Source organism: Bradyrhizobium sp. sGM-13 (genome assembly GCF_018398875.1).
Lineage (GTDB): Bacteria > Pseudomonadota > Alphaproteobacteria > Rhizobiales > Xanthobacteraceae > Bradyrhizobium.
The window spans coordinates 1-13,736 of the sequence record NZ_JAGWDK010000057.1; the positions used below are offsets into that span (position 1 = coordinate 1).

8 protein-coding genes and 2 pseudogenes are annotated in these 13,736 nt (G+C 59.8%); 5 read left to right on the top strand and 5 right to left on the bottom strand.

Features of this window, described 5'->3' with window-relative positions; translation table 11 throughout:
• Together KJQ96_RS35680 and KJQ96_RS35685 are read left to right on the top strand one after the other, a co-directional pair.
• A pseudogene (locus tag KJQ96_RS35680) lies at positions 1–775 on the top strand (DNA topoisomerase IB); the annotation flags it as partial.
• Positions 776–1,116: 341 nt separating this feature from the next.
• Positions 1,117–3,525: an AI-2E family transporter gene (locus KJQ96_RS35685; RefSeq protein ID WP_213290837.1), complete on the top strand. Its 2,409-nt coding sequence runs from the start codon at positions 1,117–1,119 to the stop codon at positions 3,523–3,525.
• A gap of 207 nt (positions 3,526–3,732) precedes the next feature.
• Here the strand turns inward: KJQ96_RS35685 and KJQ96_RS35690 are convergent, their stop codons facing one another.
• From KJQ96_RS35690 to KJQ96_RS35710, 5 genes are all read right to left on the bottom strand, one after another.
• Entirely contained in the window at positions 3,733–3,924 is a 192-nt protein-coding gene (locus KJQ96_RS35690) for a CsbD family protein (RefSeq protein ID WP_213290838.1), read from the bottom strand.
• A gap of 221 nt (positions 3,925–4,145) precedes the next feature.
• Positions 4,146–4,928 carry an aldolase/citrate lyase family protein gene (locus KJQ96_RS35695; RefSeq protein ID WP_213290839.1) on the bottom strand — a complete coding sequence of 261 codons (783 nt, stop codon included), beginning with the start codon at positions 4,926–4,928 and terminating at the stop codon, positions 4,146–4,148.
• A 233-nt stretch (positions 4,929–5,161) separates the two neighbouring features.
• Entirely contained in the window at positions 5,162–7,657 is a 2,496-nt protein-coding gene (locus tag KJQ96_RS35700) for a peptidase domain-containing ABC transporter (RefSeq protein WP_213290840.1), read from the bottom strand.
• Positions 7,658–7,661: 4 nt separating this feature from the next.
• Positions 7,662–8,912: an HlyD family efflux transporter periplasmic adaptor subunit gene (locus KJQ96_RS35705; protein ID WP_213290841.1), complete on the bottom strand. Its 1,251-nt coding sequence runs from the start codon at positions 8,910–8,912 to the stop codon at positions 7,662–7,664.
• 150 nt (positions 8,913–9,062) lie between these two features.
• Complete coding sequence (locus KJQ96_RS35710; RefSeq protein ID WP_057851238.1) at positions 9,063–9,248, bottom strand: hypothetical protein; 186 nt, start codon at positions 9,246–9,248, stop codon at positions 9,063–9,065.
• A 1,595-nt stretch (positions 9,249–10,843) separates the two neighbouring features.
• On the opposite strand from KJQ96_RS35710, the gene KJQ96_RS35715 reads away from it, so the two are divergent.
• The 3 genes and pseudogenes from KJQ96_RS35715 to KJQ96_RS35725 form a co-directional block, all read left to right on the top strand.
• Complete coding sequence (locus KJQ96_RS35715) at positions 10,844–11,494, top strand: sigma-70 family RNA polymerase sigma factor (protein WP_249734936.1); 651 nt, start codon at positions 10,844–10,846, stop codon at positions 11,492–11,494.
• A gap of 118 nt (positions 11,495–11,612) precedes the next feature.
• Entirely contained in the window at positions 11,613–12,092 is a 480-nt protein-coding gene (locus KJQ96_RS35720; RefSeq protein ID WP_213290842.1) for a hypothetical protein, read from the top strand.
• 71 nt (positions 12,093–12,163) lie between these two features.
• A pseudogene (locus tag KJQ96_RS35725) lies at positions 12,164–13,736 on the top strand (hypothetical protein); the annotation flags it as partial.

The following is a 13,736-nucleotide window of genomic DNA, read 5'->3' on the forward strand; positions in this document are numbered from 1 at the left end:
CATTCGGGAAACAGTGCGCGAGCACATGGCATTGCGCGGCCTGCCGCGGGAAAAAGTTCTGGCAACCGTCGTGCATCTCCTGGAGACCACGTTGATCCGCGTAGGGAATGACGATTACGCCAGGCAGAACAACAGCTATGGCCTGACCACGTTGAAGAACCGGCACGCGGCGGTTGAGGGAAACTAGGTACGTTTCCGCTTCACCGGTAAAGGCGGTAAACAATGGTCGCTGCGCGTTCGAGACCGGCGCGTCGCGAAGATCATCAGGGCCTGTCAGGAGCTTCCCGGGCAGGAGCTGCTTCAGTACATCGATGAGCAAGGCAATTGCCAGGATGTTACGTCGACCGACGTGAATGAGTACCTCAAATCCATTACCGGTAAAGACATTACCGCAAAGGATTTCCGAACCTGGGCGGGGACAGTGCTGGCGGCCATGGCGCTGAGCGAACTTGAGAGCTTCGACAGTGCCGCTCAGGCCAAGCGCAATCTTCGCATCGCGATCGAAAAAGTCGCTGCACGGCTCGGCAACACGCCGACGATCTGCAGGAAGTGCTACATCCATCCGGAGGTGCTGAACTCCTACATGGATGGTAACCTGGTCCTCGAAATCAAGTCAAAAGCCGAAAGCGAGCTTCGCAGCGCTGTCGAAAATCTGAAGCCGGAGGAGGCCGCCGTGCTCGCGTTACTGCGCGGCCGGCTCGCCAAAGAGGCGGAGCAGCCGGAAGGCGCCGATCCCAAACAGTCGTCCGGCAAGCGGCGGGCGCACGCTGCTTGACTGTAATTTGCCGGTTCCATCAATTGATCATGCGATTGCCACCCTGTCTTCGCCATTGACTTCGCTGCCTTTAGCCGGGTGCCCTGGTTTTGGCTCTTCCCCAGCCGATGCGCCTACTTGTCAGCTCTGAGGCGGGCTGCTGAACGCGGCGAGCGTCCGGTTTGCGCTAAGAGCCGCCCTCCCGCCAGGTCGCGTTTTGACCCACCGCGCCCGCTCCGAACCCGCTGGACCACGGTGCTGGACTGATTGAACGTTTCGAGCAGCAATCGATTTATGCTCTTGGTAGATCAGACGCTCCGATCGTGCGTTGGTCTTGGTCATTAACGGAAAGGCCGTCGGCTATGGCGGACTTTGCTCCAGTCTCGCCTCGATCTTCGCCAGTCAGTCAGCCCACAGGCTCGCCGATCCTGACGGCCGGCGGCATCGTCCTTGCAATCGGAGGACTCTATTTCGGCCGGGATATCTTTGTTCCCTTCGCCCTCGCCATCCTCTTAAGCTTCGTTCTCACACCGTTAGTAAACTTTCTAGGGCGCTGGAGGTTGCCCCGCATTGCCGCGGTGCTGATTGCCGTTACGCTTGCCTTCATCCTGATTACAGGCGTCACCTTCGTGGTCGGGCGCCAGCTCGTCCAACTCGCCAACAACCTTCCAAGCTACCAGACTACCATCACTCAGAAAATCCGGTCCTTGCAGGAGTCCGCCCCTGGCGGCGGCGTCCTCGACAATATCACCAGAACGATAGAGGATCTCGGCAAGGACATCTCGGGCGACGAGAAGAAGCCTGAAGAAGCACAGCCCCGGCTCGGAGCCGGTCCTAAGTCTCCGGAGCCGGTCACCGTGCGCTTAGAGGCGCCGCGACCAAAACCCCTTGAGATTATCCGATCCGTAGTCGGTCCGCTGTTAGCGCCGCTTGCCACTGCCGGGCTGGTCGTCATCTTCGTGATCTTCGTGCTGCTCGAGCGGGAGGACCTGCGCGATCGCTTCATCAAACTCGCAGGGGCCGGAGACCTACAGAAAAGTACGCAGGCCATCAACGACGCCACCGCCCGGGTCAGTCGTTACCTCCTGATGCAGCTCGTCGTGAATCTGACCTACGGCATTCCGATTGGCATTGCCCTTTACCTCATTGGTGTGCCCAACGCCCCGCTGTGGGGGCTGCTAGCCGCCGTCCTCCGATTCATCCCGTATCTCGGTCCCTTTCTGGCCGCCCTGTTTCCTATTGCCCTTGCAGTCGCCGTCGATCCTGGCTGGACCATGCTATTCTGGGTGGTCGGGGTGTTCCTCGTGGCTGAACTGATCAGCAACAATGTCGTCGAGCCATGGCTTTACGGTGCCAGCACAGGCCTGTCCTCTCTGGCCATCATCATTGCGGCGATCTTCTGGACCATGCTGTGGGGCCCTGTCGGCCTGTTCTTGGCGACGCCCCTGACCGTCTGCGCGGTCGTCATCGGGCGCTACGTCCCGCAGCTCGAGTTCCTGGGCGTACTTCTTGGCAGCGATCCGGTGCTTGCGCCGGAGGAGCAGCTTTATCAACGCCTGCTAGCCGGCAACCTGGAAGAGGCGGTGGAGATTGCTGAGGACTATGTCGACAAATACTCCTCGCACGACTTCTACGATAACGTGGCCATTCCGGCACTGCGGCTCGCGGAAAACGATCGCCAGCGCAGCACGACGGATACCAATTACCGGCGGCTCGTTGCCGATACGGCGATCTCTGTTGTGCGGGAGGTCGAGGACCATGTCAGGGAAAAGGCCTCCTCAGCTGCCGAGCGGGGCGAAGATCGCACAGCTGAGCGGCCACCGTGCGTTCTCTGCATCGCCGGCCGCACTGAGCTAGATCACGCGGCGGCGGAGATGATGGCGCAGGCGCTCAAGGAGCGGAGCATCAGCACCAAGGTCCTGCCGCCGATCGCAGTCAGCCAGGGAGCGCTGGGGCAGCTTGGTCTCGAAGGCGTCGACGTGGTGTGCCTGTCCTATCTGCATCCCCAGCCGCAGGTCTATGCCCGGTACATCCTCCGTCGTCTGCGTCGCCGAGCCCCGCACGTGAAGCTCATCGTCTGCTCCTGGAATCTGGCGCAGGGTACGCAACAGACGGAAGAGCTCAACAAGCAGATGGCGGCCGATGCGGTATTCGCCTCGCTTCAGGGCTGTATCAAGCAAGTTGACGAATGGATGCGCCGCCCAGCATCCGGCAGCGGTACGCGTCCGGTGGTTCCTGACGTTAGGCAAGAGCAGGTTGCAGCGCTGCAGAGCCTTGGTTTGGGCGCCGCGAAAGGACGGGAGTTCGATGAGGCGTCCAAGAAGATCGCGCAGGCGTTCAATGTCCCGATCGCACTCGTTTCTCTGGCTGACGATATTAACCCGACTCAGCCAGACGCAATAGACCTGTCGCAGGAAAATCAGGCCATCAATCAGGCTCCTCATGAGGAGCCGCTCGGCGCATACGTGATCGCGGCAAACGAAGTGCTGGTTGCTCAAGACGTGACCGAGGACCCACGCTTTGCCGACGATCCACGCGTGTTGGAGAAGGGCATCCGCTTCTACGCAGGCGTCCCCTTGCGAACCTCAGCTGGACACGTCGTAGGCTCCCTTTGCATCGTTGACACGCAGCCTCGCGAGTTTATGGATCGCGATCGCCAACGCCTCGAGCAGATGGCCAACGATTTGATGGGTCATATCGAGAGCCGCGCTACGGAACCTGCAGTGGCCCTTTCGGACTCAATGGGACCAAGCGCCGCATCCAGGCCTTGATTGTTCAATGCTTGTGATGGGAATTACCGAACCGACTTCGCGTCAAGAATCAAGGATTGCAGGGCCCCTTGTCACCTGACCGAGACACCAGCTCGGCCAGCCCTGCAGGAAGCCAGCTCTGCATCATGTATTCGCGATGGCTGCTCCGCCGGAGCGATTAGCGCAAAGAAAAGGCCGCCCGGAGGCGGCTTATATCCCTCTTGCTTATTATTTCCTGATGGCGTCAGCGGCGTCTCGCGCTGCATCCTTCACATTGCCCGCGGCGTTGTGCGCGGATCCCTTGGCCTTATCGATCTTGCCTTCGCCTTCCATGTCCTTGTCGCCACTAAGCTTACCAGCACCTTCTTTGATGGCGCCTTTCGCCTTATCGGCAGCGCCCTTCACATGTTCGCGGTCCATAATCGTGTTCCTTTGCTGTCTGGGAAGCGTGACAACGAAAGAGCTGCGCACTAGTTCCTCGGAGAACAGGCGCCGATCTTACACACGACGACGTCTGAGTTTGGCACTAAGTGGAGTGTGCGGTTCGAACCAAGCGATGTCCGCTGCTAAGGGGGCAAAACGGAGGCTGTTCCATAATGCCAATTTTGCGAATCCGCTGGTCTTCTCACGCTCGCGTCGCCCTAATTCGTCACGGTCCCCTGCAATAGCTTGATGCCATGCGCGAGCGCGTTTTGCATTAACAGCGTGTCGACGCCGTAAGCGATCATGCGAAAACCCCTGGCGCGAAAATTGCGCGCCCATTGCTCGTTTCCGGCGAGAAAGCCAGGCGTTTTGCCGTGCTTCTTGCACGCCTCGACCAGGCCATCGACGGCTGCATGGAATTTCGGATTGTCGAACTCCCCGGGGATACCGATGAAGTTCGTCAGATCGTAGTGACCAAGCCAGACCACGTCGACGCCGTCGACTGCCGCAATCGCATCGACATTCGCGATGCCTTTTGCAGTCTCCACCAGCGCGATGACCATCGTGCGTGCGTTCGCTTGGGCGATCTTATCGGTCTCGCGCCCACTCGAATAGTCATCGTGGGCCGCTACATTGAAAGCCGCGCCGCGCCGCCCTGCCGGCGGATACCTGGTGCAGACGACGACCGCCTTTGCCTGCTCGGGTGTTTCGACCATCGGCACCATGATGCCCATCGCACCAATGTCGAGCGCACGCGCAATGTAGTGATAGTGATCGGACGGAACGCGCACGAGAGGCACTAGATCAAGTCCACGGCAGAATGCGAACTGTGCCTTCATCGTCTCGAAGCCGACGCCTGAGTGCTCCATATCGTAGAGGATGAACTCAGCGCCTGCTTCTCGGCAAATCGTCGGATAGCCGGGCGTGAAGAATTCAAACGTCATCGTTCCGAACGCACAGCCGCCGGCCGCAAGGCGGGGTTTCAATGGATTTGGGCGCACCGCATTTCTCCCGAAGTGCTCCATGATCGTCGGAGTATGGCGAATACGGTGACGATCGCCTTTGATGCAAACATACGTAGGATCCTATCTTTGATCAATCTCGCTCTGGTTGCGGTCGAGTCAATAGATGCGCGCCCCTCCGGCAATGCCGTTATGGCCAAACCGGCCCGATTTCTGAAAATCAGATTTTCGAGCGCATCCTGGACGACATCGAAGCGAGCGCGCCCTGCATGTCACTCCGAACGACCTGGACCATGCGAGCCGAAACCACCATGTGAGAAGTCGAACTTGGCCAGCGCTTCACCCGGGTTACGATAGGTTTCTCCCTTGCCGCAGTCGTCGGACGGCTTGGGGTCGCAATAGTCCTTCTGCGGCTGGCAATAGTCCTTGTGCGGCTGACAGTCCTCGTTCTTGGCGTCCTTCCAGCCACCATCTTGCTTGGAGTACCCACCCTTGCCGTCTTTCGAGCAGTCGACCTTCCCGGCATGCTTCGAATAATCGTCCTTGCGGCCGTCGTCGGAGCAGTCGCCGTGGCCCTGCGCGACCTTGGTCGATTGCGCACCTTCGGCGGCAACCCCGGTGAGACCAGCATCGCGCGCAGGCGCCGCTGCTGGTCTGCGGCCTGTAACTCCTACCTGCAGCGGCTGGGCCGCCGTGGGAAGACGGATGATCATATCCGCTCCGTGGGCGATTTCGGATCGGTGTGCTATACTCACGCGCGTCATATCTAGATGCCGGAGATTGGCATTGATTTCTTTTTCCTTGTCGGTGTCCAGATGTGCCGTGCCCTCGTCCAGAAACAGGATCTTTGGTCGGCGATAGAGCGCGCGCGCAAGCAGTAATCGCTGTTTCTGCCCGCTGGATAATGAGCTTCCCATGTCACCGATGAGGCTATTGTAGCTCATCGGCATTGCCATGATATCGTCGTGGATGCCGGCGATCTGCGCACACTCGATCATCCGTTGCTGATCGAATGTTGTCTCAAAAAAGCAGATATTGTCAGCAATAGATCCTGACAGCAACTGATCCTCCTGCATCACCGCGCCGATTTGTTCGCGATAAACGCGTGGTCCGATCTGGCCTAGCGGAAGGCCGTCGATCAGGACCTCCCCGCCCGTTGGCTCGAGCAGCCCAAGCATAATCTTGACTAAAGTTGTCTTGCCGCAGCCGGAGGGTCCCATGATCGTCACGAACTGTCCCGGAGCAACGCACAGATTCACGTTATTTAGAATCAGAGGCTCTGCTTCTGCATAGCGGAAGCACACGTTGCGCAGTTCGATCGCGCCGCGGATCGGTCGCATATACGACAGATCTTGGTCGTGCCCCCGCTCGAGTGGGGTGAGCGCAATATCGGCGAGGCGTTCTAGGTGCAGTCCGAGAATGCGCAGTTCCACCAGCTTCTCAATCAGCAGCGCTGTCCGTTCGGCGAACTGCAGCTTGTAGCTGACGAACGCGAATATCATGCCAACTGACATGAGGTTGTCTAGCGCGAGGCGAGCGGCGAGGTAGATTGTGATTACGTTCTCCAAGCCGAATATGGTGTCGTTGATCGCTTTGAAGCTGATCCTCGCCCGGCCTAGCCGCACGTTGGCATTTACGTACGCAGCATAACGGTTCAGCCACTGGCTCTCCCGCTCGTTCTCTCGGTTGAGCAGCTTGAGGCTCTGCACCGCCCGCACGGTTTCGATGAAGGTGGAGTTCTCCTGTGCCTTGCTGTGAATGGCCGCTTCGCTCCGTTGTCGGAACATCCTGAACAGAGCGAGTCGCAAAGCGGCATACAGCGCGAACGCGACCAGGACGACAAATCCGAGCTGGACGCTGTAGGCGAACATCAATGCCAGCATCAACACCGACATGAGACCGTCGATCAAGCCCGTGATCAGTCCCTCCGCGAGCATGTTGCGGATGGGCTCGATCGAGCCGAAGCGCGACAGGATGTCGCCGATGTGCCGCTTTTCGAAAAATGAGAGTGGCAAACGCACCAGATGATGAAACAACCGGGCGCCGATCTGAAAGCTGAGCGTGTTCTGCAGAATAAGAACAATGAACGAGCGGGTCGCGGTCGACGCGACTTTGATCAGGACGAGCAGCGCGAATCCAAGCCCAAGTACGAGTAGAAGATCGACGTCGCCTCTGGCAATGACCTCGTCAACCGTGAGCTGCATGTAGAAAGGGGCGGCGAGGATAAGAATCTCGATGACCACCGAGAGAACCAATATTTGCGTTAAGGCATGTGAGTTTCCCCTCATTCCGCTCCAGAAAGCTGAGAACGGTAATCGCACTCTCTGGTCTGTGCAGCAGAACTCTTCACTGGGTGAGAGTTCAAGCACGATTCCGGTGAGATGTCTCGATGCTTCGGTGATGGGAAACCATTTCTCGCCGGCGGCCGGATCGTGCACCACGATCCCGTTTTTCTTGCATGCCTTCAGGACAACGAAATGATCCATATCCCAGTGCAGGATAGCCGGGCGACGCAGTTGGCGCAGATGGTCAACCTCGATTCGCAGCGGCCGGCATGTCAGGCCCAGGTGAGCCGCTATCTCCATGAGGTCGCGGAGAGTGACACCTTTCAGCGAGACTGCGTACCGACGCCGCAGGCTATTCATGTCAGTTCGATAGCCATGATAGGACGCTACCATGGCAAGGCATGCCAGCCCGCATTCCGCTGCCTCTGTCTGCCTGATGACCGGGAGGAACCCACGTCCGCTGAAATTCAACAGTCCCTGCATGCGGCTACATCCTTGCGCTAAACACCGGATCAAGCAGCCACCTCATCAGCGAGCGCTGCTCAAGAATTACGTCGGCCCTGAGCAGCATGCCTGGCTGAAGCGGCATCTTGCGCCCATAGGCATCGATGTCGGGCCGCTCGGGAGCCACAGTCACGCGATACGCCGGCTCTTGGAGGGTGATCGGCCCGGTAGCATCATTGCCGGTCAGGATCGTTTGAGAAACTTTTGTTACGCTGCCGCGGTAGGTGCCGAATTTCTGATAGGGAAATGCATCGTAAAGTATCCTGACCTGCTGGCCGGGGCGCACGAATCCGAACGCGCGCGTCGGAAAGAACAGCTCCGCCTGCAAGGTCGAATCAAGCGGGATGATTTCGAGCTGCATATGCTTTGGATCAGCGACCTTGCCGATACTTGCATGCAGCGCGGACACGCGCCCACTCGTCGGCGCCTTGATAACGTAGGCCCGCCGTCCGTCCACCTCGGCGACGCGCTGTTCGATCCAGGAGAGATCGCCGCGCAGTACGCGAACCCTCTCTGCGGCGACGATCGGAAGCTGCTCGAGCGTATGCTGAGCATCAGCCAATTGGGTGCGTCGTACGGTGATCTGCTGATCGAGCGACGCCAAGTGCTGCGCTTGCTCAAGCGCCGCCTGCTCGCGGCGCTTCAGCTCGATGGCTGGCAACGCCCCCTTCGCGATTAGCGTAGCGCCCGTCGATACAAAACTCTCGGAAAGCTTCAGCCGTTCGTTCTGGATGTTGCGCTGGTCCTCGAGTTGGGCAATCTCTCCCTCGATCCCCTTGGTCGTGGAAGCGAGGCGCTCGTGTTCCGAGGCCGTCCGGCGCTCTTCCGCAGCGATCTGTCGCTCGACCACCTCGCGTTGCCGCGCCAGCGCTGCGAGAACGGTGGCATTGACGTCATCGCCATTGGCGCTGATTTGGGAAGTGACTATGGTCAAGAGCGGTTCGCCCTCCGCAACGTCCTGACCCTCGTTCACCTGGACCTCTTTGATGATGCCCTGTTGCGGCACGAAAATTTTAGCCGTGCCGAAGGTCGGCGTTAGATAGCCGGTTACGGTTTCCTTGCGCGCGTATTGAGCGATGGAGAGAAAGCACAAAATGAATACAACAAGGCCCGCAAGAGACCAGCTAAGGATCGTGCTCGATACCGGCTGCAGCGATACGACCTCGCCCCAGCTGTGGCGTTGATGCAGAAAGTCGATTGCTTCCTGGCGAAATAGAGCTGGCCGTGCCGCCATGGACGCACCTTGTTGCTACGCCTTCATTCGTCGATTTGAGGCTGCGCGTAGTACTCTCTACGCCGCGCCACGGCTGCGGGCGGGTACCGCCTAATGCGGTGGAGAACCGCTTCCCGCAATGGAGAAGCGGTTCGCCCACCCATCTCGCCTTTACGTAGATTGCACCTGGATCCCGAGGACGTTGACTCCGATGTTCGTGTCGTTGACGTTGACCAAGCCGAATTGTGTGTTGTCGCCATCGCAACACTTGTCCCTGCCGTCGTGCTTGCCGCTGCCGGCGGCTACGAGGTCGAGTTCTTGGTCGCGCAGTTCAACGGGGTGGGTCAGTTCATGCATGTTACTCTCCTTTTGCTCTCCTTGGGTGTTGATGGCGCCGTACCAGCGGTGCCACGTATCCTCTAGTCTGAATCCGCCAATCTGGATGCAACGCTGCGTAAACTTTTCCCGGCATAACGCTTGCCGTCCACTGATACCGCTTGACGTCGAAGAGATCGCAATCAAGCTCGTTACGAGCGCTCACGCCACTCCTGCTCGATCAAGCGCGCACTCCAGCAGAGAAAACAGTGGCCGTCATGCGGGACAACGGGCCGTCAATTCACATTTAATCCGCCGATCGGATCGGCGATCGGTGCTGCCGTGGCCGAGTGACCAGCTACAAGTCCAGGCTGGGTTAATGAGACGTATCTAAATCATTCTGATGGGGGCCAGCGATGGCTTGGAGTCCTTACCGACCCTTGAACAATGCGAAAAACACTGAATGTCAGCATTGTCGACGGTGACGATACGAGTCACCGAACTCCGTTCGGAGTCGGAGCGACCTAAGCGCGGCGCTCCAACACTCAATTCAGGACTCGGAGGCATCGCTCCGAGCCGTTGCATTGTTCTGTCGGATCACAGTCCGCGAGAGCTTTCATCCATCGAACGCCCCTAGCGCCGCCTTCGCATTGGAGCGTTAAGACATAACCATCCTGCAGCACCAACTTCGAACCAGTCGCGTTCATGACCATTCTCATGAACTCCTTGGGCCCAATGATGGAGCCTTCGGCGACGACAGGTTCTGCCACCGGTGCTATCGTGAGCCAATGGTAGATAGTTCGTCGATGGTATCGTCATGCGGATCCATGTACTCAGCCCTTAAACATGATAAGATCGCTGTCAACGGGTCGTGTCTTCACGTTACACCATCGGTGTTGACGGCGCCGTGGTAACGCCTGCCATCCACCTCTAGTCAGAAGCCGCCGATCTGGATGCAACGTCGCTCGAATTTTGCCGATAAGGAATAAAGCCTGTCGTTTATTGATGCTGTGTGATCACGAGGAGATCGCAATCGAGATCACTGCGGGTGCTCACGCCACTCGTCCTCGATCAATCGAGATGGCTTGGCCAAGCCCCTTAAGGTTCCGAGCGACTTTCAGTTCCTGGCGCGGACTCCGAACTAAGAAAACATTGGACCGCGTTTTGAAATCCGTCGACGGGATCGTCGATCGGTGCTGCGAGGCTGGAACCCTCGCCGAGGCAACATCAAATCATGTCCCTCGCGTGCTGCGATTGGGCAGGTCGCCGCGACACGCGTGGCAAGTGCGCATCACTCGCGTGGCAGGTGAGCATGAAGTGTTACTCGCCGGTGCAAAATCAAAATGCAAAATCAGAATCATGTCGACGCGCGCCTCGATTGGGAGGTCACCGCGCCTCGCGTGGCAAGTGAGCATCACTCGCGTGGCAAGCGAGCATGAAGTGTTAAGCGTCGGCTGCGCCCTGACGAAAGCGTCACGATTTTGTGATGGCGCAGATTGAAACAATTTTCAGCATCCAAGTTGATTTCCCCCAACGGCTCATTTCGCATCAGTAAATGCAAGCCACCAGTTTTCTGGAAATGCAAGCCACCACTGTTCTGGAAATGCAAGCCAGCAATATTCGCTGCACGGGAATAGTTGCGTCTGCGTTACGAAGGGGTGACTTCGACCATGCCCCACCACGGAGCCGACTTCACAAAAGCAGAGTCTCGCTCCGGCGCAGCGCAGGATGATACCTATCTTAATTGCGAGACGGCTCTGAATTACGAAACGGCGCTAATCGAGTGCGCCGCCGGATCGCGGTCTGCCGTCGGCGAGATCTACGCCCGGGAGAAAGACCAGTTACGCGCGGTGGCGCACCGGATCGTCCACGACAAGTCGCGGTCGGAGGACGTCATCCACGATGCATTCGCGCAGATTCTCAGATGCGCCAAAAGCTTCGATCCTGCACGTGGATCCGCGCGGGGCTGGATCTACGCGATCGTCCGCCACACAGCACTCAGGATGCAGCAGAACGCCAAGCGGGAACTCGCGCTCGAGGATCACACTCTGAACGCCGTCTGCGAGCGGGAACAGACGGTCTCGAACCCCGCGTCGCGCATCCCAGACAGCATGACCCTACGGACCATGCTCGATCAACTCGAGCCAAAGCGCCGCGCGAGCCTGCTTCTGGCGATCATCGACGGACGTACGCATGAGGAGATCGCCGAATACCTCCGGGTTCCGGTGGGAACGGTCAAGGCGTGGATCCGGAGAGAACTCGTGGCCATGCGGCGGCAACTCGAATGAAGCGTGAATTTGTTTTGCGCGCTGCATCCATCGTGGCGCGTCGGCGACATTAGGGTGAGGGCGCGGTGATCCGGAGCAGGCATGGGTCCGTCGCAGACCGGAAGCTAGGAGCGAAACGATGTCTATCCTGAGCTGGGTCACGAGCATTTTCGGGCTGGTCAAGATTCCGGGAATCGGCGTCCCCCGCGAGGAAGGCAACCCAACCACGCGCGACGGCCGCGGCAACGGCGAGCACTCCAAGTGGAATGACGATCACAAGGTTCGCGAGGACTACTCCAAACACGATGGTGGTTGGAGGGACGCCAAGAACCACGACTGCCAGCCGCAGAAGGACTATTGCGACCCCAAGCCGTCCGACGACGGCAGCAAGGGCGACCCCTATCGTGACCCGGGTGAAGCGCTGGCCAGGTTCGACTTCTCACATGGTGATTTCGGCTCGCGTGGTCCGGATCATTCGGGCGACATGCAGGCCGCGCTCGCCTCGATGTCGTCCGACGACGCCCTCGAATACGCCATCGCCCAGATGGGTGCTGCGGATCACTTCGACGGAGGGCATTTCCACGTGCCGGCGGACATGTCGCACGACACGGACGCCTGATGCGCCGAAAGACCCGCCGGTACGGAATGCGCGAGAGGAGTTTCTGTTTCGAACGAGAAAAGGCGGCAGTCATGAACGAAGTAGAAGAACGCGAACTGTTCGAACAAGAGCGGAAAATCTTCGAAGCCGGGGTGCAGCGTGCTGACAAGCGATCCGGCTCTTTCAATTTCTTGACCTGGTCGTTCTTCATTGCCCCGCTGATTGCCTGCGAAGAGTTTTTTGTCGGCATTTTCAAATCCGCTGCGGCCGAACAGGAGGTCGCCAAAATGCCTCAGGCAGGCGCCGCGCCGCAGGCGGCTAATGACCATCCGCCGGTGATTTATTCCTCGAAAACAGGCGCAGAGGATGAGACGGTCAAAAGGCCCATCGGCTCGTCGGGGGCGCCTGCGGCCCAGTTCGATACGACGGCGCTTTTGTCGCAGCCGCATGACGATGCGCTCAAGCCGAGCACCGCCCGCAACGAGGCAGTCGCCGCCGAGGGGGCGGGGGCGGCGATGATGCCGAGTCCCGCCATCATAACGCTCACAGCCCAATCGAAGATAGTTCCGTCAACCCGCTATCAGCGGATTTCCACCTCGGAAGCACTCAAATGCATGGGGGGTCAACGCTCGAATTCGTTCAGTCCAACGTGCTATTCTTTCAGCCCGTCGATGATCGGCTTCGTTCCCCTGCTTGGAGCTGTCGGCAGTCTCAGCAATAACGTGGTGGGAGGGATCGCGCCGGTCGAGGCGCAGCCGGTGCTCACAACGGTGAGCGACACCGTAAGCACGCTGATTCACGACGTGGGTGACACAGTTGCGCCGGTCGAGGCGGCAGTGCAGCCGGTGCTCGCGACGATGGCCGACAATGTGGGTACGATGAGCCCTGACGTGGGCGGGACGATCGCGCCGGTGGAGGCGGCGACGCAGCCGGTGCTCGCAACGGTGACCGACACTGTAAGCACGCTGACCCATGACGTGGTCGGCCCGATCGCGCCGGTCGAGATGGCGGCGCAGCCGGTGCTCGCGACCGTGACCGACACTGTGGGTGCGCTGACCAACGACGTGGGCGAGACGATCGCGCCGGTCGAGGCGCAGCCAATGCTCACGACCGCGACCAATACCACAAGCACGCTGACCCATGACGTGGCCGGCACAATCGCGCCGGTCGAGGCGGCGCAGCCGGTGCTGGCGACGGTGACCGACACGGCGGCTACGCTGAGCGATGACCTCGGCGCCACGATTGCGCCGGTCACGGCGGCGGCGCAACCGGTTCTCGCGACGGTGACTGACACTGCGGCTGCATTGAGCGATGACGTCGCCGGCACGATCGCGCCGATCGCGGCGGCGGTGCAGGCGGTGCTGGCGACCGTGACCGACACGGCGGCTACGCTGAGCGATGACCTCGGCGGCGCGATCGCGCCGGTCACGGCGGCGGCGCAACCGGTGCTGGCGACGGTGACCGACACGGCGGCTGCGCTGAGCGATGACCTCGGCGGCCCGATCGCGCCGGTCGCGGCGGCGGTGCAGCCGGTGCTGGCGGCGGTGACCGACAGCGCGGCTGCGCTGACCGATGACGTCGGCGCCACGATTGCGCCGGTCGCGGCGGCGGCGCAGCCGGTGCTGGCGGCGGTGACCGACAGCGCGGCTACGCTGAGCGATGACC